Source organism: Leifsonia sp. NPDC056665, assembly GCF_042791795.1.
GTDB lineage: Bacteria > Actinomycetota > Actinomycetes > Actinomycetales > Microbacteriaceae > Leifsonia.
Genome location: NZ_JBHTXK010000010.1, coordinates 58,115 through 79,596 on the forward strand (window position 1 = coordinate 58,115; position 21,482 = coordinate 79,596).

Sequence of the window (21,482 nt, forward strand, 5' to 3'; positions counted from 1 at the left end):
CGGCCGGGAGGCTGTCATGCCGCAACTGAGTCCGGCCGGTGCTCCACCGGCCCCGGTCGCCGTGCACGTCGGCGACTGGGGCTGGCGGCACGCCGGCCGCCAGGCCTGGGCGGTCCGCGGGCTGAGCCTGTCGATCGAGCCGGGGGAGCGGGTGCTGCTGCTCGGCGCGTCCGGCGCGGGCAAGTCGACCCTGCTCGCCGGGCTCGCCGGCGTGCTGGGCGGCGACGACGACGGCGAGGCGGAGGGCGACCTCCGCGTCGGCGGCCGGCATCCCGCTGAGGCGCGCGGCGCCTCCGGGCTGCTGCTGCAGGACCCGGACGCGCAGGTGATCCTCGCGCGCGTCGGCGACGATGTGGCGTTCGCGTGCGAGAACCTCGGCGTCCCGCGCGACGAGCTGTGGACACGCGTGCGCTGGTCACTGGAGGCGGTCGGGCTCGACCTCCCGCTGGACCGCTCGACCGCGCAGCTCTCCGGCGGCCAGAAGCAGCGGCTCGCGCTGGCGGGCCTGCTCGCGATGCGTCCCGGCCTGCTCCTGCTGGACGAGCCGACCGCGAACCTCGATCCGGATGGCGCGCGGGAGGTCAGGGACGCCGTGTCCGCCGTACTGGGGCGGACCGGAGCGACCCTGATCGTCGTGGAGCACCGGGTCGCCGTCTGGCGGGACCTGGTGGACCGGGTCATCGTGCTCGACGCCGCGGGCGGCGTGCTCGCGGACGGAGCACCCGAGACGGTGCTTGCCGACACCGCGGGACGGCTGCGGGAGGCCGGCGTCTGGCTGCCCGATGAGCCCGTGCCCGCCGCACGTCCGGTCGCGCAGGGGGCGCCGCTGCTGGAGGCCGCCTCGCTCGCCGTCGGACGGTCGCCGCTGTTCGCCGGCCGTCGCGCCCGACGGCGAGCAGAGCGCGGCGGCGACCTGCTGGCGCACGCGCTCCCGTTCCGGGCGGACGTCGCGATCGCCGAAGGCTCGGCTCTCGCGCTCACCGGCCCGAGCGGGGTCGGGAAGTCGACGCTGGCGCTCACCCTGGGCGGCTTGATGCCCGCCCTGGGCGGAACCCTCACCGCCGCACCCGCCCTGGCGGCCGGCGCGGCCTCCGATCCCGGCGTCTGGCGCTCGCGCGAGTTGCTGACGCGCATCGGTACCGTCTTCCAGAACCCCGAGCACCAGTTCATCGCCTCCACCGTGCGCGACGAGCTCGCCGCCGGGCCCCGTGCTCTGGGGCTCGCGCAGGGGGAGATCGCCGCTCGCGTCGAGCAGCTGCTGGAGGCGCTCAGCCTCGCCGCGCTTGCGGACGCCAACCCGTTCACGCTCTCCGGCGGCCAGAAGCGCCGCCTGTCGGTCGCGACCGCGCTCGCGACGCGCCCGCGCCTCCTCGTCCTGGACGAGCCGACGTACGGCCAGGACGCGAACACCTGGCGCCGGCTCGTCGAGCTGATCGCCGGGCTGCGCGACGAAGGCCACGCGGTCGTCGCCGCCACCCACGACGCCGAGTTCGCCTCGGCCATCGGCGCCGACGGGCTGCGGCTCGACACCAGGCGGGAGGCGGTCGCGTGACCATCGCCGAACCCGTCCGCAGCGGCCCGCTCGCCACCCTCAACCCGGTGTCCAAGCTGGGCGCCGCGCTGATCGTAACCGCTGTGCTGCTGGTCTCCATCGACCCGGTGTCGGCGGGCGTGGCTCTCGGGCTGGAGCTCGTCCTGCTCTGCTTCGCGGCGATCCCGGCGCGCGTGCTGCTCGTCCGGACCTCGCCGATCCTGATCGCGGCGCCGCTCGCGGGACTCACCACCGTGCTCTATGGCCGGACCGCCGGCAGCGTCTACCTGCACTGGTGGGCGATCGAGGTCAGCGACGGCTCCCTCCAACTCGGCCTCGCGACCTTCCTGCGCGTGCTCGCGATCGGGCTGCCCGCGGTGCTGCTGTTCGTGACCATCGACCCGACCGACCTCGCCGACGGCCTGGCGCAGCTCCTCAGGCTGCCCGCGCGCTTCGTGCTCGGCGGACTCGCCGGCCTCCGGCTGGTGGGGCTCTTCGTGGACGACTGGCGCGCGCTCACCCTCGCGCGGCGGGCGCGCGGGGTGGCGGAGACCGGGGCGCTGCGGCGCTTCCTCGGCCAGTCGTTCTCGCTGTTCGTGCTCTCGATCCGGCGCGGGTCCAAGCTGGCGACGGCGATGGAGGCCCGCGGCTTCGGCGCGCCGGTCGCCCGCACCTGGGCGCGCCCCTCGGTGTTCCGCGGGCGGGACTGGGTGACGCTGGCGGTCGCGCTCCTTGTCGCGGGCACGGCGGCGGCTGTGGCGATCGCGGTGGGGAGCTGGAATGTCCTGGGATCCTGACGAACGACCGGAGCTGTGCGAGCTCCTCGGCGCGGTCGCGGACGCGATGGAGGCGACCGGGGGAGAGGCGGCCCCTGTCGTCCTGATCGACGGCCCGAGCGGTGCAGGGAAGAGCTCCCTCGCCGACCTGCTCGTGCGGCACTGGCCCGGCGCCGACGCGCCGCGGCTGGTCAGGATGGACGACCTCTACCCGGGCTGGGACGGCCTCCTCGCCGCGAGCAGCGCGCTGGCCGGCGACCTCCTCGAGCCGCTCGCCCTCGCCGGGCACGGGCGCTGGCGGCGCTGGGACTGGGCCGGCGGGCGCCCGGCCGAATGGCACGACGTGGCGGGCACGGCGCCGGTCGTCGTGGAGGGCTGCGGCACGCTCGCCGCCGCCAACGTCCGCTGGGCGCATCTTGCGATCTGGCTGGACGCCGACGACGCCCTCCGCAAGGCGCGCGCGCTCGACCGCGACGGCGCGACGTTCGCGTCGCACTGGGATCAGTGGCAGTCCGAGTTCGAGGAGTACCTGGCCCGCGAGGACCCGCGGGGGCGAGCCGACCTCGTGCTGGACGTCACCGACTGGCCGATCGGCTCTGCACCCCGGCATCCCTCGGGGTCTACGGTGGTGCCATGAGCGAGACATCCCACTCGGACACCGAGTACATCGTCGAATACGCGGACGGCCCCCTCGTCGGGACGGCCGAGCGGCGCTACCTGGTCGGCGGGAAGGTGGACGAGCGGATCGGGGCGGTGGCCGCGGTCGAGGGCCTCGAGTCGCTGTTCTGGTACGTCGCGGGTGACGAGCGCAGCGTCAACGGCGAGCGCCACGTCTCATACCACTTCGACGCTCCCGACAGCGACCCGGTCGAGGCCGACAAGGACGAGGAGTCGCTCTAACGGCTCGCCACGATGCCCCGGGAGTCGGTGACTCCCGGGGCATCGTGCGTCGGCGGCTCAGCCGGTCAGTCGGTCACCCGCTCAGCCCTGCTCGCGAGCCGTCTTGCGTCGCGTCATCAGCGCGAGTCCCGTGCCGGCGAGCGCGAGGAGCGCCGCCAGCGGCGCGAGCCACGTCAGCACGTCGAGGCCGGTCTGGGCCAGCGACGGGTTCCCCGCGGGCGGGTCCGCCGCGGGCGGGTTCGCCGCGGGCGGGTTCGCCGCGGGCGGGTTCTCGACGGGCACCCGGATGGCGTCGACGACCGCAGTGGACTCCGCGGACCGGACGCCGGCGCCGGTGGGGTCGGTCGCGTCGGCCACGGCCGTGTTGGTGATGCTGCCCGCGGCGTAGTCGGCGTCCGTCGCCTGGTAGTCAGCGGTGCAGGTCAGCGAGGCTCCCGCGGCCAGCGTGGTGTCCGCCGGGCAGGTCACCGTCAGCGGGCCTCCGCTGCCGGAGAAGCTCTGCTCGGTGATCCCGACGGCGGTCAGGGTCACGTTGCCGCTGTTCGTCACCACGAACGAGTAGGTGATCGGCTGTCCGGCGCCGGTGATGCTGGTCGGGTCCGCCTTCTTGTCGAGGGTCAGGCTCGGCGCCCGCTGGGCGGTCACGTCCGCCGTCGCAGCCGGGCTGGTCACCGCTCCGGCCACCGCGTCCTGGCCGCCTGCGACGGCCGTGTTCGAGATGGTGCCCGCATCGATGTCGGCCGCGGTCGCGTCGTACGACGCGGTGCACTGCTCGCTCGCCCCGGGCGCCAGCGTGGTGGTCGGGCAGTTCGGGACCGGAGCGGTCCCCGTGCCGGTGAAGGCCGTCTCGGTGACGCCGATGCCGGTCAGGGGCGTGTTGCCGGTGTTGGTCACCGTGTACGTGTAGTGCACCGTGTCGCCCGCGTTCGCGATCGTCGCGGGGCTCGCGGTCTTCGTCAGCGACAGGGATGCGGCCCGCGGCGTGTTCGTGAAGGTGCAGACCACCGAGGGCGACTCACCCGCGTACGTCGCCAGCGCGAAGGAGACGGAGGTCCCGCTGCCCGTGATCGGGAACTGCGGGTTCCCCGGGTTCACCGTGTCGACGCAGCTGTACGTCGAGACGTACTGGGCCAGGTTCGTCGTGCCCGCCGCCGTCTCGGTGGCGGTGTACGTGTCGCCGAAGCGGGCGAGGGCGGGCCCGGCCTGGAGGACGCGGCCGTCCGCCGTCTGCTGCAGTCCGGTCGCGGTGCCCACCGTCACGGCCGTGGCGGGGAGGCTGACCGTGGGGCCGGTGACGCTCAGCGCGAACTGGTCCGTCGCATTCACGCGGGACACGACGTTCTTCTGGGCGCTGGCGGCCGGCGGGAACGCGCAGCTCGCCAGGTCCACCAGGCCGGTGCCGGACGCGCCGGTCTGGGAGGCCGGCAGCGGTGTCAGGTTGCCGTCGGAGGAGCCGGTGCCCGGGTCGATCGAGAAGATGCCGTTGGTGCTGCCCTGGCTCAGGTAGAGCGTCCCGTTGCCGTCGAAGGCGATGCCGTTGACGGCGGCGCCGCCGGGGACGGCGAACGTGCTCAGGGTCGCCGGTGTCACCGTCGCGGCCCCAGCGGCGGTCTGCGGGAGTGGACCGCTGATCGCCTCGAGCGAGCCGTTGGTGGCCGAGGAGAAGACGAGGTAGAGGTTGCCGCCGCCGTCGAAGGCGATGTCGCCGTTGTTCTGCCCTGCCACTGCGGGGAAGGTGAGCAGTGGCGACGGGCTGACCATCTGGTCCGTCTTCGTGTTGAAGCCCCAGAGCTGACCGGTGACGCCGTTGGTGCCGACGTCTCCGAAGTAGTAGATCCCCGTGCTGGGATCGACCGCGCCGACCGTCACGCCGCCTCCCGGAGCCGCTTTGCCCTGGTACGCGGTCCAGTCGCCGGTGGCGGCGTCGTAGCCCTGGATCACGGTTCCGTTGTCGGAGGCCATGAACGCTCCCGTGCCGCCGACGGCGAGGCCGAGCCCGTTCGGGTTCGTCCCATTGAACGTGCTCGACGATGCGACTGCGGCGTTCAGCTGAGCGCCGCCGACGGACGTGCCGTCGATGCTCAGCAGGTCCGCGACGTCCGGAGCTCCGAGGGTGCCGGGCACGAGGCCGTAGATGGACGTTCCGGAGCAGTCGAGGGCGCCCGCGGCCGTTGCGGGGGCCGCCGGTCCGGAGGTCGCGGCGAGCGACACCAGGACTCCGACGACCGTCGCGAGGATCAGTCCGGGGCGAAGCGCGCGTTTCACGGTGTTCGCGGATGTGGGCATTGCCACCCTTTCGTTTCGTTGCATGGCGCGTCTCGCGAGAGAAGAGTCGCGTGAGGGGTTTATAGCAACGAGGCGAGGGCGGTATTCAGGAGTACTCGGACTCCGACTGCGCGGGATTCGGAAGGATTCACCCGCGCCTTAGCACGATGGCGCGCTGACGGTGACGGTCTCAGGCCCAGCCGAGCTCGTGCAGGCGGTCGTCGTCGATGCCGTAGTAATGCGCGATCTCGTGCACGAGGGTCACATGGACCTCGTCGCGGAGCTCGTCCTCGTCGGCGCAGATCGACAGCAACGGCTCGCGGTAGAGGATGATGCGGTCGGGCATCTCGCCGAAGCCGTACGCGTCCCGTTCGGTCAGGGCGACGCCGTCGTAGAGGCCGAGCAGGTCGAGCGAGCCGTCCTCCGGGCGGTCCTCGATGACGAACACGACGTTGTCCAGCCCGTCGACCATCTCGTCGGGGAGCCGGTCGAGCTCGTCGGTGACGAGCGTCTCGAACGCGTCGGCGTCCAGGTGCAGCGGCATCGTCACCAGGCCTCGGCGACGGCGGCGTGCAGGTCGAGGAGGCCGACCGTCCGCTCCGAGGGCCCGCGGCCGAAGCCGCACTCGGTCGCCACCCCGAACCGCGGCCGAGCGGTCGCCGCCGCCGCGGCACGGCGCCGCGCGCCCTCCACGCCGTCCTCGTGGTGCAGGAGGCCGAGGTACAGCTCGGTCGACTCCGGCAGCTCGAGAGCGGCGAGGGGAGCGAAGTACTCCGGGTCGTCGCGCTCGATCGGAACCGGGAGGTGGAAGAACGTGATCGGCCGCGGCGCGTCGGCGAGGATGCCGGCGATGACCGCCGCCAGGTTTCCGGCGTCCGCGGGCTGCACGAAGTGCTGCTCCTCGACGTCGCCGTAGCAGAGGTGGTAGCCGACCTCCACGTCACCCGGCACCGCGGCGGCCTGACGCACGGAGCGCTCCACGACCCCGGAGAGCACCCCGGCCGTGCCCGGCTCGGCGAACCACGGCTCGATGCGGCCCTCCAGGAGCGCGAACTCGACCGCGGTGTCCCACTGGATCGCGAGGTCCTCGTGCGGGATGCCGTCGAGGATGCGCGTGAGCTCGCCGAGGAGCGCGCGCTCGTACGCCGGCTCGAGCGCGGCCCGGTCGCGCGGCACGACGAAGGCGCCGATCACCGCGGCCGGCGTCGGCAGCGACACCTGGAACCGGGTGCCCTGCGCGATCGTGCCGGCGTCCCGGAGCCGCGTGAACTCCGCGTAGGAGGCCAGTGCGGCCTCCGCGTAGCCGAGGTCGGGGAAGACCAGATCGCCCGCCGCGACGTCGGCGTCGAGCTGGAACGGCCGGCCGTCGAAGATCCCGCGCAGGTAGTACGGCTCGACCGGGATGCGGGACAGCCCGGCCATCGTGTCGAACCGCTTGGTCTGGAACTGGATCCAGTAGAACCGCTCGCCGACCTCGCCGTCGGGGATGCGGCGGAGCCGGTCGCCGAGGTGCGCGCTCGCGGCGCCGAACACGGCGCCCGCGTCGGGCAGGTTGACGCTGCCGACAAGGTGCGCTCCACGGATCTCGGGAACGACGGAGGGGACGGGGGCCGGGCCGGTGCTCACCTGGGCGAGTCTACCGGCGCGGCCGCCGTCCCCTCATGCTGTGGAGGTGTCGAACCGGCTCAGTACCAGTTCATGGCCTCCGAGTGGCTCCATGCGGAACACGGGGTGCCGTACGAGCCCTTGATGTAGGAGAGGCCCCACTTGATCTGGGTGGTCGCGTTGGTCGCCCAGTCGCTGCCGAACGTGGCCATCTTGCTGCCGGGGAGCGCCTGCGGGATGCCGGTCGCGCCGCTGCCGCCGTTGGAGGCCTGGTAGTTCCAGTTGGACTCCTTGGTCCACAGGCTGTCGAGGCACTGGAACTGGTCGGAGCCCCAGCCGTAGCTGCTGGCCATGATGGATTGCGCGGCGGTGCGCGCGCCGCTCGGCGTATTGGCGTTCGCCTGGATAGCGGCGGCTGCGGCAGCGGCGGCTGCGGCCGCGGCTGCGGCCTTCTGGTCGGCGGCGACACCGGCGGCGGCGAGCGCCGTGGTGGCGGCGTCGGTGGTGTCGATCTGCGCGCGGAGCTTCGAGTCGTCGAGCTTCTTGTAGTTGTCGAGGCCGGCGATCGCGGTCTTCGCGGCAGTCGCGTCCGTCTTGGCGGCGTTCGCCTGCACGGTCGACTCCGCCTTGGTCAGGCTCACCTGGGCGATGCCCTCGAGGCGGTCGCGCCACAGCGTGTTGTAGACGCCGAGCTGGTCGTGGTGGATGCCGGTGGACTGGGACAGTTCGCGGGTGGCGCGTTCGCTCTCCTGCTGCTGCGCGATCATCGGGGCGACAATGCTGGCCGACATGATGATGGCGGCGGCGCCGGTGAGGACGCGGCCGAAGGAGAGGTTGGATGAGCGGACGACGTGGCTGAGAGTGCTGAGCATAAACTTCCTGGGTCGGGCTTTCCCCGCCGAGCCGGGCGGCCTCCCTCTCGGGAGGCGCACGGCTGAGAGCGCTCCCGGGGGAGAGCGCTCGGACGGGCTGGCAACCGCGCCGGGACGCACGGAAGCGCCACTGGACCGGCTGGTCCCGAGGCGCGGCGTTCGGCGCGGGTGTGCCGCACCAGATTTCGGGGGTGGCGTCCGGGGGGTTCGGGGGTTGGACGCACGGCGCAGCACAGACGGCGTTCACTGCCGTCGTTCGACCACGTTAGACGCCCACTCTGGACGACTCGGGCATGAACGCTGGCAAAGTCGTGTGCGCGCGCTCTCGCGGCGTCGTTCCGCGGGCCTTCCGGCGCCGGAACCTGGCAGTGCGGCGTGCGCCGGCCGGCGGGTCAGCCGCCGAAGGCCGCGTGGTCGCGCTCGTCGGCCTCCTCGGCCTCCGTCTCGGCCGCCGCCATGCGCGCGTCGGTGACCCAGATCATCCCGATCAGCATCGCGAGCGCGACGACGCCCATGCTGAGGAACACCGCGGGGATGCCGAAGAACTGGGCGATCACGCCCGCCGCTGCGGCGCCGAGCGGCATCGTGCCCCACGCCAGCAGGCGGTACGCGGAGTTCAGCCGGCCGAGCAGCCGCTGCGGCGTCACGCGCTGTCGGAGCGACACCGTGATGACGTTCCAGATCGAGACGGTGACGCCGCCGACGAGGAATCCGGCCCCGATGATGTACGGGTTCGTGGTGAACGCCGGCGTGGCCACCGTCAGGAGCGAGCCGAGGACCGTGAGGGTGAGTGCTCGCGCGCGGCCGAGCAGCCGTTCGGCGGGTTCGGCGAGGAACGTGCCGACGACGCTGCCGAGCGCCGAGGCGGTGAGCAGGAGGCCGTAGCCCGGGTCGGTGAGCTTCATCGCGGAGGAGGGGCCGGCCGCGTACAGCACGAACACTGTGAAGACGGCGCTGCTGGCGAAGTTGAAGCCGCCCACCATGACCGCGAGCGTGCGCAGCAAGGTGCTCCCGCGCAGAAACCGCAGCCCCTCCGCGATGTCGGCGCGGATGGTGGTGGTGCGCGGGTGGTCGGTCGTGAAGCGCCCGCGGAGGAGTAGCAGCATCCCGATCGCGGCGACCCAGAGCAGCACGGGCGTCCCGAACGCGAGCCCGACCCCGGCCGCGACCAGAAAGCCGCCGAGCGGCGGCCCGACGAACTGGTTCGTGGTGAGCTCTGCCGCGTACAGCCGGCCGTTCGCCCGGGAGAGCGCGGGCTTGCTCACGAGCTGCGGGAGGATGGACTGCGACGACGTGTCGTAGACGGTCTCGGCCACGCCGATGCAGATCGCCGCGGCGTAGAGCAGCCAGATCGCCCCGGCCCCCGCGAGCGTCGCGATCGTGAGGAGCCCGAGGAACGCCGCCCGCGCGATGTTGGCCACGAGCATCAGCCTGCGCCGGTCGTACCGGTCGGCGAGGGCGCCCGCGAGGAGGGCGAACACCAGCCACGGCAGGGTGAACGCGAAGGTGAGGCCGGCGATGAGCGCGGGGGAGTCGGTGTAGCGGATGGCGACCAGCGGCAGCGCGACCTTCATCACGCCGTCGGCGAGGTTGGAGAGGGCCGACGATGTCCAGAGCGTCCAATAGCGCGAGCCGAGTGGTGCCGATGCCGCGCGTTCCGATGTCACGCGCCCAGCCTGACACGATGATTGAGAAAACTCAATCGATGTCAAGAAACTCAATCAGACGGGTATCCTCGGGGTATGTCGGACCAGAAGCCCGAGGAGGCGCAGACGCCCGAGGAGGCCGCCGCGCGCAGCGTGCCCGGCCCGTCCGCCGACCCGGACGCCAAGCGCCGCCCGGCCTCCGTCGCGGAGATCAAGGCGCTGTCGCATCCGCTGCGGGTGCGCATCCTGCGCCTGTGCGGCGACCGCGAGCTGACCAACAAGCAGCTCGCCGACCGGCTGGGGGAGGACGCCGGAACGGTCTACTACCACGTCCGCCAGCTGGTGGCCGCGGGCTTCCTGGAGCCGGCGCCGGTGCGGTCGGGCGGCAGCGGCGCGCTCGAGAAGCCGTACCGTTCGACCGGGCGGAGCTGGTGGCTGTCGATGACGCTGGACCAGCAGGACACCAGCCGGAACGTGGCGCCGGTGGAAGCCTTCCAGCAGGAGCTCGCGGAGGCCGGCCCGGCCTCCATCGCGACGTTCGCGCGCTTCTCGCTGCACCTGTCGCCGGAGGACGTCGCCGAGCTGGACCGCCGGATCGTGGCCGTCATCGACGCGTACGTCGAGACGGACCACGAGCGCAGCCACCTCCCGGCGCACGGCGGGATCTTCGTGGTGCACCGGAGTGCCGACTAACCGCCGAAGGGCACGTAAACGCCCCTAAAACACGGTTTTAGGGGCGTTTACGTGCCCTTCGATCATTTGGGGTGAGTAACGGGGCTTGAACCCGCGACCTCCTGGACCACAACCAGGCGCTCTACCAGCTGAGCTATACCCACCATGTTCCGCGAGCGTTCCGGGTCATCTGCGATGGCCCTTCCGCGCGAGGCAACTCATCGATTCTAGTACATCCTGGCGGCCCATTTTTCCACCACACCTGCGGCGGCCTCCTGGGTCTGCTCAGTGGTGGGTCCCGGCACGTCCACGAAGGCCGCTGCGCGGTAGTAGTCGAGCTCGCGGATCGACTCGAGGATGTCGGCGAGCGCGCGGTGGCCGCCGTTCTTCTCGGGGGCGTTGAAGTAGATGCGCGGGTACCAGCGCCGGGCGAGCTCCTTGATGGAGGAGACGTCGACGTTCCGGTAGTGCAGGTGGGTGTCGAGGCGCGGCATGTACTTGGCGAGGAACATCCGGTCGGTGCCGATGGTGTTGCCCGCGAGCGGAGCTGTGCGTGCCGTCGGCGCGTACTTGAGGACGTACTCCAGCACCTCGTACTCGGCCTCCGCGAGGCTCTTGCCGTCCGGGATCTCCTCGATGAGGCCGGAGGTGGTGTGCATGGTGCGCACGAAGTCGTTCATGTTGGCGAGCGCGGAGGCGTCCGGCTTGATGACGATGCTGAGCCCCGGGTCGAGCACGTTCAGCTCGAAGTCGGTGATGACCACGGCGATCTCGACGAGCTCGTCGACCTCGAGGTCGAGTCCGGTCATTTCGCAGTCGATCCAGACCAGTCGATCACTTGAGGCAGCCATGCCCGCAAGTCTAGTGCGGGCCTCCGACCATCCGCGGCTGGCCGGCGACCAGCGCCTGGCCGCGCACCGGCAGCGCCTCCGGGAGCTTGGGGCTGAGCCCGTCGCCGGACGAGATCCCGCGCAGCCGCCTGGCAGCCCAGGGGATCGCGTGCACGCGCAGCCAGGTCCGCAGCGGGAGGTCCTCCGGTGGGGTGGGCGGCTCCTGCACCGCGCCGACGCCCGCGTCTCCGCTGTCGGCGGAGGTCGTCTCCGCGTAGGGGACGCCCAGCGCGTGCGCGGCGTGCGTCGCCAGCAGCCGGTGTCCGCGCGAGCTGAGGTGGACGCGGTCGGCGCCCCACATCGCCGGGTCGCGGAACCCGCGCACGCCCCACACGTCGAGCACGACGGCGTGGTGGTCGCGCCCGATGCTCCAGATGTTCGCGTTGAACACCGCGGCGCGCCCGCGGAACGGCTTGAGGAAGAACGCGAACTGCGGGTCGAAGAGATTCGCCAGCAGCACGGTCGTCCCGTGCTCCCGCAGCATCCGCACCCCGTCGGAGAGCCGCTCGGCCAGGGCGTCGGGGTCTGCGGTCGGGCTCATCAGGTCGTTGGCGCCGACCAGCACCGACACCAGGTCGGGCCGCAGCGCGAGCGCTCCCGGCACCTGTTCGCCGACCACGTCGGCGATGCGCCTGCCGCGGACGGCGAGGTTGGCGAACTCGACGGTCCCGCCGGAGAGCCGCGCGTCGCCGTCGAGGATGCCGGCGAGGCGGTCCGCCCAGCCGAGCCAGGCTCCCGGCCGCGCGGGCGCGGGATCGCAGAGCCCCTCGGTGATCGAGTCGCCGAGGGCCACGTAACGCGTGTAGGTGGTCCTGCTCACGCCCCGATTCTCGGTCGCCGGGGTGACGCGCGGGTGACGCGCCGGGCGCTGTCGCGGGATGGTCGCCGGGAATTCGCCGGACGTACACTGGTCGTCGTGGAAGCGACACCCGCCGTTGACCGTCCCGTCACCCGGGAGGTCGACCTCACTCTGTACACGTCGGCCTTCTGCGAGCCGTGCATGCAGACCCGCGCCGTGCTCGCCGAGGCGGTGCGCCTCGTACCGGGCCTGCGCGTGACAGAGCGCGACGTCGCCCGCGACCCCGCCCGGGCGGAGACGGACGGCATCCGCTCCACGCCCACCGTGATCGTGCTCGGTGTCGATGGAGCCGAAGTCTTCCGCGCCGAGGGCGTCCCCACCCTCAACCAAGTGCTCGTCGCAGCCGCCCACGCCCTCTGACGCTCCCGCGAGACGGCTGATTCTCCGCCGCCTCGCGCGTTTCGGGCCCACTTTGCGCCGCCTCGCGGCACGTGACGACGTGTGGTGCCCCCGGCAGGAATCGAACCTGCGACCAAGAGATTAGAAGGCTCCTGCTCTATCCGCTGAGCTACGGGGGCGCGGCCTCCACGATACCGTAGGCGGCTCGGGCGTCCGGTGACGCCCGGCCCTACAGCGTCGCCCCGGCCTTGCCTGCCCGGTTCACGATCGCGATCACCGGCCGCCGCCCGCGCAGCCCGAACCGCAACCGGAGGCTGGCGTGCCGCGCGATCATCCACGCGACCACGACAGCAGCCGCCGCGGGCACCAGCCCGGAGATGACCATCGCGATGTGCGGGCCGACGGCCTCCACCACCCAGCCCATCAGCGGGCCGCCGATCGCCTGGCCGCCGAGCAGCACCATGATGTACAGCGAGATGACCCGGCCGCGGATCTGGACGTTCGACGACATCTGCACCAGCGAGTTCGCCGCCGTGATGAAGAGCAGGTTGCCGACGCCGATTCCGACGAGGAGCACGCTGAAGGCGACCTGGTCCGGCGCCAGCCCCGCGAGGGCCTGCACGATGCCGAGGGCCGCGGCCGTGCCGACCACCATCGAGAGGCGCACCGACGTGCGGCGGGTGGAGGCCAGCGCCCCGGCGAGCGCCCCGGCGGCGACGAGCGCGTTGAACATCCCGTAGCCGCGCGCCCCGACGTCGTACACGTTGTTGGCGTAGGCGGCGAGGAACACCGGCATGTTGAAGGCGAAGACCGCCAGCACCGCGACCATCACCACGGTCCAGAAGATGACCGGCTTGCGTCGCACGTACCGCATCCCCTCGGCGAGCTGGCCCTTGCCGCGCGGCGCCGCGGGGGAGTGGTGCAGCTCCTTCGTGCGGAGGCTGAACAGCGCGCCGACCACGGCGAGGCAGGCGGCCGAGTTGATCACGAACGACCAGCCTCCGCCCACCGCGGTGATCAGGATGCCGCCGAGCGCCGGGCCGATGAGGCCGCCGAGCTGGAAGATCGAGGAGTTGAGGCTGATCGCGTTGCGCAGGTACTTCGGGCCGACCAGCTCGTTGACGAAGACCTGGCGCGCCGGGTTGTCCACGACGGTGACGAGGCCGAGCACGAACGAGATCGCGTAGACGTGCCAGACCTGCACGGCGTGGGTGAGCGTCAGGGTCGCGAGCAGCGCGGCGAGGATGGCCGCCGCCGACTGCGTGCAGATCAGGAGGCGCTGCTTCGAGTACCGGTCGGCGATGACGCCGCCCCACAGCCCGAACAGCAGCATCGGCGTGAACTGCATGAACACCGTGACGCCGACCGCGGCCACGCTGCCGGAGAGCTGGAGCACCAGCCAGTCCATCGCGATGCGCTGCATCCAGACGGCGGTGTTGGCGACGAGGTTGCCTGCGGCGAAGCGGCGGTAGTTGGTCACGCGCAGCGAGATGAAGGTCTCGCGCCACGGCGGCCGTGCGCTGAGGGTGGGCATGGGGCCGGTGGGAGGGGCTGCTGCTGCGGTGGAGTTCGCCACGAGTCGTTCCTGCGTTCCTGGTTCCGTATGGTCTGTTCGAGTTCTCCTTCTACGCTACGGAATCGGCGGTATTCTTTCAGCGAATTGAACCTATAACTCCCATTGGGTTTCCGAATAGTAGCCCTGACACCGACACCGCTGAACGGAGCACCGATGTTCGACCCCGTCCTCCTGCGCACGTTCCTCGCGGTCGTGGACACGCGCTCGTTCACGCGCGCGGCCCAGCGGCTGGGCATCAGCCAGCCGACCGTCAGCCAGCACGTGCGGAGGCTGGAGCAGGCCGCCAAGCGCCAGCTCGTCTCGCGCGACACCCGGGAGGTGCGCCTGACCGACAACGGCGACGCGATGGCCGGGTTCGCCCGCACGATCCTCGCCGCCCACGCCGAGGCGGACAGCTACTTCAGCGGGTCGGCGATGCGCGGGAGGCTGCGGTTCGGCGCGGCGGACGACCTCGCGATCACGACCCTGCCGCGCATCCTCCGGCACTTCCGGCAGCAGAACCCGCAGGTCAACCTGGAGCTCACCGTCGACCAGTCCGCCCCCTTGCACCGGCGGTTGAAGGCCGGCCACCTCGACCTCATCTTCATCAAGCAGAACCCCGGAACGACCGACGGGACCGTGGTCGCGACCGACGAGCTGGTCTGGATCGGGCAGGAGAAGACGGCGCTGGAACCCGACCAGCCGGTCCCGCTGATCGCCTACCAGGGGCCGAGCCTCAGCCGTCAGATCACGATCGAGGCGCTGGAGGCCGCCGGCCGCACCTGGCGGATCACCTGCAACACCCGCGAGGTCAACGGCGTCCTCGCCGCCGTGCGCGCGGGCCTCGGGGTCGCGGTGTTCCCGCGGTCGCTGATCCCCACCGACCTGATCAAGGTCACCAACCGGTTCGGCCTCCCGGAGCTCGGCCACGTGGACTTCACGCTGCTCTCGAACCCGTCCGCCGCACGCGAACCGGTGGAGGCGCTCACCACGGCCATCCTCGCCAGGGCGGTCACGCGCGTGCCGTGATCGGCGTCTCAGCCCACGACCGGGATGCGATCCGGGTCCGGAGGCCGAACCCCGCCGTCCGCCGACCGCTGCCGCAGCAGCAGCGCCACGACCGGGAAGATCAGCACCGACAGCATCCCCGCGCCGACCAGCGCGGTCGCGGTCCCGGGTGTCAGGTCGTGGTCTTTCAGCCCGATGTTCGTCACGGCGACGATGATCGGCAGCCCGGTCGCGCTGAACAGCGTGAGCGACGCCCGGTCGGCGAACGTCGAGCCGCGCGGGGCCGCGAGCGAGCCGGGGAGCCCGCGCACGACGAGCAGCAGCACCAGGAAGATCGGCAGCAGGAGCAGCGCGTGCGGGTCGCCGAGGAGCCCGCGCAGGTCGAACGTGATCCCGGTCTCGATGAAGAACACCGGGACCAGCACGCCGAACGCCACGGCCTCCAGCTTGGTCTCGATGAGCTTCGCGTCCTCCTCGGCGGCGCCGGAGAGCAGCACGCGGACGACGACGCCCGCGGCGAACGCGCCGAGCAGCATGTCCAGGCCGAGCGCGAGACTCAGCCCGACCAGCGCGGCGATCGCCAGCACCACGACGCGCACGGCGAACTGCCCGCTGGTGTGCAGGGTGGCGCGCACGAGCGCGTGGAACCGCTCGTGGCCTCCCCGCGCCGCGAACCAGACCGCTCCGGCCGCGATCACCGCGAACGCGATCAGCACCAGTGCCGCGGCGAGCGGCCTCCGCCCGGAGAGGAACAGCGAGATGGCCAGCAGCGGCCCGAACTCGCCGATCGCGCCGACGGCCGTGACCGCGAGGCCGAACGGGGTGCGCAGCTCGCCGGCGTCGCGCAGCATCGGCATGAGCGTCCCGAGCGCGGTCGAGCACAGGGCGATCCCGACGTAGACGCCGGCGATCGCGTTCGGCGCGAGCAGCACGCCGAGCAGCACGCCGACGGCCAGCGAGACGACCCAGCCGAGGGAGGCGCGGCGCAGCGGCCGGCCGCGGATCGCGTGGAAGTCGATCTCGTTGCCCGCCATGAAGAACAGGAAGGCCAGGCCGAACTGCCCGACCGCGTGCAGCGCGTCCGAGGCCGGCACCCAGCCCAGCACGCTCGGGCCGACCAGGATGCCGAGCAGGATCTCGAACACCACGAGCGGGATCTTCGCCACCCTCCCCACCACCGAGGCGACGAGGGCGGCGACGACGGCCAGCAGCGGCACGAGGACGATCGTTCCGACGAGCGGGTTCATGCGGCCGATGGTAGAGCGGGGCCCCGGCGCGCGGGGAGTTCACACGGACGAAATCCGCGCCCAGTATCGTGGCACCATGCGTGAACTCCAGGCCAGGATCATCGACGAGCTGAACGTGACGCCGAGCGTCGACGCCGCGGAGGAGGTCGCCAAGCGCGTCGACTTCCTCGTGCGCTACCTGAGGGCGACAGGGGCCTCCGGGTTCGTGCTCGGGATCAGCGGAGGGCAGGACTCCTCCCTCGCCGGCCGGCTCTGCCAGCTCGCTGTCGAGCGGCTCGCCTCCGAGGGCGTCGATGCCGAGTTCATCGCGGCGCGCCTGCCGTACGGCGTGCAGCACGACGAGGACGACGCGCAGCTCGCGCTGAGCTTCATCCGGCCGCAGCGCACCATCGAGTTCAACATCGAGCGCGGCGTGGACGGCGTGGACGCCGAGTTCGGCGACGCCGTCGGCGAAGCGATGACCGATTTCAACAAGGGCAACGTGAAGGCGCGCCTGCGGATGGTGGCGCAGTACGCCATCGCCGGCCAGCGGCGCCTGCTGGTGGTCGGCACCGACCACGCGGCGGAGGCCGTGACCGGCTTCTTCACCAAGTACGGGGACGGCGGCGCCGACGTGCTCCCGCTCAGCGGCCTCACCAAGCGCCAGGGCCGCACGCTGCTGGAGCACCTGGAGGCGCCGGCGCGCCTCTACGAGAAGGCGCCGACCGCCGACCTCCTCGACCTCGACCCCGGCCAGACCGACGAGGCCAACCTCGGCATCCAGTACAGCGACATCGACGACTTCCTTGAAGGTCAGGAGGTCGCGGACGAGATCGCGTCGGCGATCGAGACGCGCTACCTGGCGACCGAGCACAAGCGGCGGGTGCCCGCGAGCATGTTCGACGACTGGTGGACGACGCGCGGCGACTACAGCCGCTGAGCGACGCCTCCCGAGAACGAGGAAGGGGCGCCGACCGGGTGGTCGGCGCCCCTTGGCGTGTGGTGGGCTCGGATGCGCGGAGGTCAGCCGACGGGCTGGCCGAAGCGCGGGTTCGGGGTGGTGTCGTTCTCGTCGCCCGCCGCGGCGAAGGCGGACACCGGGAGCGGGGTCTCGTCGTTGGCGCCGCCCGTGGTGGGGTAGTTGGCGGACGTGAACGAGGGGTCGCTGTGCGCCGCGGGAGCGCTGGCAGCAGGGGCGGCGTAGGTCGCGGCCGGGACCGTCTCCTCCGTAGCGGCCGCAGGCGCCGTGTACTGCTCGTGGTGCTGCTGCGCGACCCAGGCGTCCTGCTGGACCATCAGGGAGGTGTTCGGGTCAGCGCTCTCGAAGCGCCAGCGCTCCAGGTCGCCCTGGAAGATGCGGCGCGCGCGGCCCGGCTTGTTCTGCCACTCGATCAGCCGGTCGCGGAACTCCGCGATGGCCGGGTCGAGCTGGTAGCCGAACGTCGCGGACGCGCGCTTCATCTCGGCGAGCTGGTGGCCCGCCCAGTTCGCGGCGATGCCCGAGCCCTTGATCGGCAGGAGCCGCACGAGGATGTCGGCCTGTCCCACCGCGCGGTCGGAGAGCACCTGCTCTGCCGGGGTCAGCGAGTTCCAGACGGACGCCTCGGTCGCCGCGTCGACGAGCGCGGCGATCGCGCTGGCCTTCTGCTGACGGTCGGTGCGCGAGAGGAGTCCACGGAGGGCGCCGCGCGCGATCCACGCGGCGAGCAGACCGGAGACGATGACGGCGATCGCGAGGACCGCGGCGTTGAAGACCGCGGGCTGCGCGTCGGACGAGTTGAGCCAATCGACGAAGTCATTCCACCACTGCATGCCGCGATGGTAACGGGGCGGACCGTCCTGTCCGCGCAGCGGCGGCGCTGTGTCGCGCATCTCGTCGCGAAGCCCGTGGGGCGGCGTGGGCGTAGCAGAATGGAGGCCGGACCGATCGAAGGGATGGACCGATGCAGACTTTCGTCCTCGCCGGCGGGTGCTTCTGGTGCCTCGACGCCGTCTACCGCGTGCTCCGCGGGGTGCAGGATGTGGTGTCCGGCTACACCGGGGGCACCACCGTCGACCCGGACTACGACGAGGTGTGCACCGGCACGACCGGGCACGCCGAGGCCGTCGCCGTGACCTTCGACCCGGAGGTCATCCCGGCCGAGGTGATCCTCGACGTCTTCTTCACGCTGCACGACCCGCGGCAGCTCGATCGACAGGGCGCGGACGTCGGAACGCAGTACCGGTCGGCGATGTTCTTCGACGGCGAGGAGCAGCGCGCGCAGTTCGAGGCGGCGCGCGAGCGGGCGTCCGAGTACTGGGAGGGCGGTATCGTGACCACGATCGAGCCGCTGGGGACGTTCTACCGCGCAGAGGACTACCACCAGGACTTCTTCGCCAAGAACCCCGGTCAGGGCTACTGCCTGGCGGTCGCGCTGCCCAAGGTGAACAAGATCCGGGCGTCGTACGCGCCGTACGTGGTCGCGGCCTGACCTTCGCCGGGTCGTCCTCCACAGGCTGACCGTTTTCGCGCGTTCTCCACGGATTTCCGTTCTCGCCGCCGTGCCGCTCGCGGGTCGGCCATCGTTGTCGTACGGCCTCACGGGAGGCCGCGGAAACGGGGGACGACATGGCAGAGACGGTGACGGTACAGGGCACGGTGGCGACGAGCCCGCGGCACGTCGAACCGGAGGCGGGCGCGCCGATCACGAGCTTCCGGCTCGTGACGAACGACCGCAGGCGCGGACGGCGCTCGGGGGCGAAGCTCCCCGACGCGCAGTCCAACTGGTTCACGGTCACGGCGTTCGACGAGCTCGCCGTCAGCGTGGCGGCCTGCATCGCGCGCGGCGATCCGCTCGTGGTGGCCGGGAGGCTGTGCGTGCGCGATTGGGAGGGTGAACAGCTCGGCGTGACGGTGGAGATCGAGGCGGAGGCGATCGGGCACGATCTGAGCTGGGGCCGCAGCGAGTTCACGCGCTCCACCGCCGGAATCGCCCTGCCGGCGGCCCGGGTGGGCGGGTCGATCACGCTGTCCTCGCTCCCGGAGGCGCCCGCACATCACGGAGATCCCATAGGCGCAGGGCCCTAGGGTGGACAGCATGAGAGCGCCCGCCCGACCCGCCGCCGTCCTGCTCGCGGGTGCGGCCGTCGCGGCGGCGCTGCTGCTGAGCGCGTGCACCGGGGCCCATCCCTCGGCGACGACCGACCCGGCGCCGCACACCACGGCCTCCGACTCGGCCACGCCGACGCCCACGCCCACGCCGACCGCGAGCGCAGCGCCGGCGCTCGTCCCCGGAGGCACCGCGGAGCAGAACCTGCCGTACTTCGACAAGGTCAACCAGGCGACGATCGCGGCCAAGCCCGCCGCTCAGGGGCGCGACTTCATCGACGCGCTCGTCGCGGCCGGGTTCACCAAGTCGGACATGCAGGTCACGCCGGACACGACCACGATCGGGCTCAAGGCGGCCTCCGTCCAGTTCTCCGTGCAATTCGGAGCCGGCTGCGTGATCGGCCAGTACGGGCCGGACTCCGGCGGCTACACCAGCCTCACCAGCCCCACCCTCGCGACCGGAGGCTGCCTGATCGGCCAGACCCGGCCGATCGACTGGTAGTTCCCGGTATCCTCGTACAGGGCTTCGACCCCGCGAGTCCAAGACAGGGAGTTCAGGAACAAGAGTGGCCGAATACATTTACTCGATGGTCAGGGCCCGCAAGGCCGTCGGCGACAAGGTGATCCTCGACGACGTGACGATGGCGTTCCTGCCGGGAGCGAAGATCGGCGTCGTCGGCCCGAACGGTGCAGGTAAGTCGACCATCCTGAAGATCATGGCCGGCCTCGACACCCCGTCCAACGGCGACGCCAAGCTGTCTCCCGGATACACGGTCGGCATCCTCATGCAGGAGCCGGTGCTCGACGAGACCAAGACCGTCCTGGAGAACGTGCAGGAGGGCGTCGGCGAGATCAAGGGCAAGGTCGACCGGTTCAACGAGATCTCCGGGCTGCTGGCCGACCCCGACGCCGACTTCGACACGCTGCTCGCCGAGATGGGCACGCTGCAGGAGCAGATCGACGCCGCGGACGCGTGGGACCTCGACTCCCAGCTCGAGCAGGCGATGGACGCGCTGCGCTGCCCGCCGAGCGACTGGCCGGTGAACACCCTCTCCGGTGGTGAGAAGCGCCGCGTCGCGCTCTGCAAGCTGCTGCTCCAGAAGCCCGACCTGCTGCTGCTGGACGAGCCCACCAACCACCTCGACGCCGAGAGCGTTCTCTGGCTGGAGCAGCACCTCGCCAAGTACCACGGCGCCGTGCTCGCCGTCACCCACGACCGGTACTTCCTCGACCACGTGGCCGAGTGGATCGCCGAGGTCGACCGCGGCCACCTCTACCCGTACGAGGGCAACTACTCGACCTACCTCGAGAAGAAGCACGAGCGGCTCGCGATCCAGGGCAAGAAGGACGCGAAGCTGGCCAAGCGCCTGTCCGACGAGCTCGACTGGGTGCGCAGCAACGCCAAGGGCCGGCAGGCCAAGTCCAAGGCGCGTCTGGCGCGCTACGAGGAGATGGCGGCCGAGGCCGAGCGCACCAGGAAGCTCGACTTCGAGGAGATCCAGATCCCGCCGGGGCCGCGCCTCGGCCAGATCGTGATCGACGCGAAGAACCTGCAGAAGGGCTTCGGCGACCGCGTCCTCATCGACGGCCTCACCTTCACGCTGCCGCGCAACGGCATCGTCGGCGTCATCGGCCCGAACGGCGTCGGCAAGACGACCCTGTTCAAGACGATCGTCGGGCTGGAGCCCCTCGACAACGGCGACCTGAAGGTCGGCGAGACCGTGCAGATCTCGTACGTCGACCAGACCCGTGGCGGCATCGACCCGAACAAGAACGTCTGGGAGGTCGTGTCCGACGGGCTCGACTACATCCAGGTCGGCAAGACCGAGGTCCCGTCGCGTGCGTACGTCTCCACCTTCGGGTTCAAGGGACCGGACCAGCAGAAGAAGTCGGGCGTGCTCTCCGGCGGTGAGCGCAACCGCCTGAACCTGGCGCTGACGCTCAAGCAGGGCGGCAACCTCCTGCTGCTCGACGAGCCGACCAACGACCTCGACGTCGAGACGCTCTCCAGCCTGGAGAACGCGCTGCTCGAGTTCCCCGGCTGTGCTGTGGTCATCACCCACGACCGGTGGTTCCTCGACCGCATCGCGACCCACATCCTCGCCTACGAGGGCACGGAGGAGAACCCGTCCGACTGGTACTGGTTCGAGGGCAACTTCGAGGCGTACGAGGAGAACAAGGTCGAGCGTCTCGGCCCGGACGCCGCCAAGCCGCACCGCTCCGCGTACCGCAAGCTGACGCGCGACTGAC

General features: G+C 71.5%; 22 protein-coding genes and 2 tRNA genes. 12 read left to right on the plus strand and 12 right to left on the minus strand.

The window, feature by feature from the left end; all coding sequences use genetic code 11:
- Window positions 1-16 precede the first annotated feature (16 nt).
- From ACFQ9V_RS11375 to ACFQ9V_RS11390, 4 genes are read left to right on the plus strand one after another with little or no spacing between them, the layout of a single operon-like run.
- A complete protein-coding gene (locus ACFQ9V_RS11375) occupies window positions 17-1,552 on the plus strand; it encodes an ABC transporter ATP-binding protein (protein WP_382459265.1) in 1,536 nt (511 codons plus the stop codon).
- Window positions 1,549-2,328, plus strand: a complete 780-nt coding sequence (locus ACFQ9V_RS11380; RefSeq protein ID WP_382459266.1) for an energy-coupling factor transporter transmembrane component T family protein — start codon at window positions 1,549-1,551, stop codon at window positions 2,326-2,328. The genes ACFQ9V_RS11375 and ACFQ9V_RS11380 overlap by 4 nt, the downstream gene beginning before the upstream one ends.
- Window positions 2,312-2,944, plus strand: a complete 633-nt coding sequence (locus ACFQ9V_RS11385) for an ATP-binding protein (protein WP_382459267.1) — start codon at window positions 2,312-2,314, stop codon at window positions 2,942-2,944. Before ACFQ9V_RS11380 ends, ACFQ9V_RS11385 begins: the two co-directional genes overlap by 17 nt.
- Window positions 2,941-3,207, plus strand: coding sequence for a hypothetical protein (locus ACFQ9V_RS11390; RefSeq protein WP_382459268.1), 267 nt, complete (start codon window positions 2,941-2,943; stop codon window positions 3,205-3,207). The genes ACFQ9V_RS11385 and ACFQ9V_RS11390 overlap by 4 nt, the downstream gene beginning before the upstream one ends.
- Before the next feature lie 81 nt (window positions 3,208-3,288).
- On the opposite strand, the gene ACFQ9V_RS11395 is transcribed toward ACFQ9V_RS11390, so the two are convergent.
- The 5 genes from ACFQ9V_RS11395 to ACFQ9V_RS11415 form a co-directional block, all read right to left on the minus strand.
- Complete coding sequence (locus tag ACFQ9V_RS11395) at window positions 3,289-5,493, minus strand: hypothetical protein (RefSeq protein WP_382459269.1); 2,205 nt, start codon at window positions 5,491-5,493, stop codon at window positions 3,289-3,291.
- Between the two features lie 169 nt (window positions 5,494-5,662).
- Entirely contained in the window at window positions 5,663-6,016 is a 354-nt protein-coding gene (locus ACFQ9V_RS11400) for a metallopeptidase family protein (RefSeq protein ID WP_382459270.1), read from the minus strand.
- Window positions 6,017-6,018: 2 nt separating this feature from the next.
- Entirely contained in the window at window positions 6,019-7,098 is a 1,080-nt protein-coding gene (locus ACFQ9V_RS11405) for a hypothetical protein (protein ID WP_382459271.1), read from the minus strand.
- A gap of 59 nt (window positions 7,099-7,157) precedes the next feature.
- Entirely contained in the window at window positions 7,158-7,949 is a 792-nt protein-coding gene (locus ACFQ9V_RS11410) for a hypothetical protein (RefSeq protein ID WP_382459272.1), read from the minus strand.
- A gap of 392 nt (window positions 7,950-8,341) precedes the next feature.
- A complete protein-coding gene (locus ACFQ9V_RS11415; protein ID WP_382459273.1) occupies window positions 8,342-9,616 on the minus strand; it encodes an MFS transporter in 1,275 nt (424 codons plus the stop codon).
- Between the two features lie 75 nt (window positions 9,617-9,691).
- Here ACFQ9V_RS11415 and ACFQ9V_RS11420 point away from each other — a divergent pair, with 75 nt between their 5' ends.
- Window positions 9,692-10,288, plus strand: coding sequence for an ArsR/SmtB family transcription factor (locus ACFQ9V_RS11420; protein ID WP_382459274.1), 597 nt, complete (start codon window positions 9,692-9,694; stop codon window positions 10,286-10,288).
- Window positions 10,289-10,355: 67 nt separating this feature from the next.
- Here ACFQ9V_RS11420 and ACFQ9V_RS11425 read toward each other — a convergent pair.
- From ACFQ9V_RS11425 to ACFQ9V_RS11435, 3 genes are all read right to left on the minus strand, one after another.
- Window positions 10,356-10,431, minus strand: a tRNA-His gene (locus tag ACFQ9V_RS11425).
- A gap of 63 nt (window positions 10,432-10,494) precedes the next feature.
- Window positions 10,495-11,118: an oligoribonuclease gene (gene orn / locus ACFQ9V_RS11430; protein ID WP_382459275.1), complete on the minus strand. Its 624-nt coding sequence runs from the start codon at window positions 11,116-11,118 to the stop codon at window positions 10,495-10,497.
- A 10-nt stretch (window positions 11,119-11,128) separates the two neighbouring features.
- Window positions 11,129-11,977, minus strand: coding sequence for an SGNH/GDSL hydrolase family protein (locus tag ACFQ9V_RS11435; protein ID WP_382459276.1), 849 nt, complete (start codon window positions 11,975-11,977; stop codon window positions 11,129-11,131).
- 96 nt (window positions 11,978-12,073) lie between these two features.
- Between ACFQ9V_RS11435 and ACFQ9V_RS11440 the strand changes: the two genes are divergently transcribed.
- Window positions 12,074-12,376, plus strand: coding sequence for a glutaredoxin family protein (locus ACFQ9V_RS11440; protein WP_382459277.1), 303 nt, complete (start codon window positions 12,074-12,076; stop codon window positions 12,374-12,376).
- A gap of 82 nt (window positions 12,377-12,458) precedes the next feature.
- Here the strand turns inward: ACFQ9V_RS11440 and ACFQ9V_RS11445 are convergent.
- Window positions 12,459-12,534: transfer RNA gene (locus tag ACFQ9V_RS11445), tRNA-Arg, on the minus strand.
- Window positions 12,535-12,584: 50 nt separating this feature from the next.
- Complete coding sequence (locus ACFQ9V_RS11450) at window positions 12,585-13,889, minus strand: MFS transporter (protein WP_382459335.1); 1,305 nt, start codon at window positions 13,887-13,889, stop codon at window positions 12,585-12,587.
- A gap of 195 nt (window positions 13,890-14,084) precedes the next feature.
- On the opposite strand from ACFQ9V_RS11450, the gene ACFQ9V_RS11455 reads away from it, so the two are divergent.
- Window positions 14,085-14,939: a LysR substrate-binding domain-containing protein gene (locus ACFQ9V_RS11455; RefSeq protein ID WP_382459278.1), complete on the plus strand. Its 855-nt coding sequence runs from the start codon at window positions 14,085-14,087 to the stop codon at window positions 14,937-14,939.
- A gap of 8 nt (window positions 14,940-14,947) precedes the next feature.
- Here the strand turns inward: ACFQ9V_RS11455 and ACFQ9V_RS11460 are convergent, their stop codons facing one another.
- Window positions 14,948-16,165: a cation:proton antiporter gene (locus ACFQ9V_RS11460; protein WP_382459279.1), complete on the minus strand. Its 1,218-nt coding sequence runs from the start codon at window positions 16,163-16,165 to the stop codon at window positions 14,948-14,950.
- Between the two features lie 76 nt (window positions 16,166-16,241).
- Here ACFQ9V_RS11460 and nadE point away from each other — a divergent pair, with 76 nt between their 5' ends.
- Window positions 16,242-17,084, plus strand: coding sequence for an ammonia-dependent NAD(+) synthetase (nadE, locus tag ACFQ9V_RS11465; protein ID WP_382459280.1), 843 nt, complete (start codon window positions 16,242-16,244; stop codon window positions 17,082-17,084).
- 83 nt (window positions 17,085-17,167) lie between these two features.
- On the opposite strand, the gene ACFQ9V_RS11470 is transcribed toward nadE, so the two are convergent.
- Window positions 17,168-17,956 (minus strand): hypothetical protein, encoded by a 789-nt coding sequence (locus ACFQ9V_RS11470; protein ID WP_382459281.1) that lies wholly within the window; start codon window positions 17,954-17,956, stop codon window positions 17,168-17,170.
- Between the two features lie 131 nt (window positions 17,957-18,087).
- Here ACFQ9V_RS11470 and msrA point away from each other — a divergent pair, with 131 nt between their 5' ends.
- The 4 genes from msrA to ettA all read left to right on the plus strand — a co-directional run bounded on the left by msrA (window position 18,088) and on the right by ettA (window position 21,481).
- Entirely contained in the window at window positions 18,088-18,615 is a 528-nt protein-coding gene (gene msrA / locus ACFQ9V_RS11475; RefSeq protein ID WP_382459282.1) for a peptide-methionine (S)-S-oxide reductase MsrA, read from the plus strand.
- Window positions 18,616-18,752: 137 nt separating this feature from the next.
- Window positions 18,753-19,211: a single-stranded DNA-binding protein gene (locus ACFQ9V_RS11480; protein ID WP_382459283.1), complete on the plus strand. Its 459-nt coding sequence runs from the start codon at window positions 18,753-18,755 to the stop codon at window positions 19,209-19,211.
- A 10-nt stretch (window positions 19,212-19,221) separates the two neighbouring features.
- Window positions 19,222-19,734, plus strand: coding sequence for a DUF6993 domain-containing protein (locus tag ACFQ9V_RS11485; protein ID WP_382459284.1), 513 nt, complete (start codon window positions 19,222-19,224; stop codon window positions 19,732-19,734).
- Window positions 19,735-19,798: 64 nt separating this feature from the next.
- Window positions 19,799-21,481, plus strand: coding sequence for an energy-dependent translational throttle protein EttA (gene ettA / locus ACFQ9V_RS11490; RefSeq protein ID WP_382459285.1), 1,683 nt, complete (start codon window positions 19,799-19,801; stop codon window positions 21,479-21,481).
- Window position 21,482 lies beyond the last annotated feature (1 nt).

What these genes read in the sequence shown, in the direction of transcription:
- ACFQ9V_RS11375 (WP_382459265.1), top strand. Translation starts at nt 17, where the DNA reads ATGCCGCAACTGAGTCCGGCCGGTGCTCCACCGGCCCCGGTCGCCGTG.
- ACFQ9V_RS11470 (WP_382459281.1), bottom strand. Translation starts at nt 17,956, where the DNA reads ATGCAGTGGTGGAATGACTTCGTCGATTGGCTCAACTCGTCCGACGCG.
- ACFQ9V_RS11390 (WP_382459268.1), top strand. Translation starts at nt 2,941, where the DNA reads ATGAGCGAGACATCCCACTCGGACACCGAGTACATCGTCGAATACGCG.
- nadE (WP_382459280.1), top strand. Translation starts at nt 16,242, where the DNA reads ATGCGTGAACTCCAGGCCAGGATCATCGACGAGCTGAACGTGACGCCG.
- ACFQ9V_RS11410 (WP_382459272.1), bottom strand. Translation starts at nt 7,949, where the DNA reads ATGCTCAGCACTCTCAGCCACGTCGTCCGCTCATCCAACCTCTCCTTC.
- msrA (WP_382459282.1), top strand. Translation starts at nt 18,088, where the DNA reads ATGCAGACTTTCGTCCTCGCCGGCGGGTGCTTCTGGTGCCTCGACGCC.
- ACFQ9V_RS11480 (WP_382459283.1), top strand. Translation starts at nt 18,753, where the DNA reads ATGGCAGAGACGGTGACGGTACAGGGCACGGTGGCGACGAGCCCGCGG.
- ACFQ9V_RS11385 (WP_382459267.1), top strand. Translation starts at nt 2,312, where the DNA reads ATGTCCTGGGATCCTGACGAACGACCGGAGCTGTGCGAGCTCCTCGGC.
- ACFQ9V_RS11450 (WP_382459335.1), bottom strand. Translation starts at nt 13,889, where the DNA reads ATGCCCACCCTCAGCGCACGGCCGCCGTGGCGCGAGACCTTCATCTCG.
- ACFQ9V_RS11485 (WP_382459284.1), top strand. Translation starts at nt 19,222, where the DNA reads ATGAGAGCGCCCGCCCGACCCGCCGCCGTCCTGCTCGCGGGTGCGGCC.
- ACFQ9V_RS11400 (WP_382459270.1), bottom strand. Translation starts at nt 6,016, where the DNA reads ATGCCGCTGCACCTGGACGCCGACGCGTTCGAGACGCTCGTCACCGAC.
- ACFQ9V_RS11455 (WP_382459278.1), top strand. Translation starts at nt 14,085, where the DNA reads ATGTTCGACCCCGTCCTCCTGCGCACGTTCCTCGCGGTCGTGGACACG.
- ACFQ9V_RS11460 (WP_382459279.1), bottom strand. Translation starts at nt 16,165, where the DNA reads ATGAACCCGCTCGTCGGAACGATCGTCCTCGTGCCGCTGCTGGCCGTC.
- ACFQ9V_RS11395 (WP_382459269.1), bottom strand. Translation starts at nt 5,493, where the DNA reads ATGCCCACATCCGCGAACACCGTGAAACGCGCGCTTCGCCCCGGACTG.
- orn (WP_382459275.1), bottom strand. Translation starts at nt 11,118, where the DNA reads ATGGCTGCCTCAAGTGATCGACTGGTCTGGATCGACTGCGAAATGACC.
- ACFQ9V_RS11420 (WP_382459274.1), top strand. Translation starts at nt 9,692, where the DNA reads ATGTCGGACCAGAAGCCCGAGGAGGCGCAGACGCCCGAGGAGGCCGCC.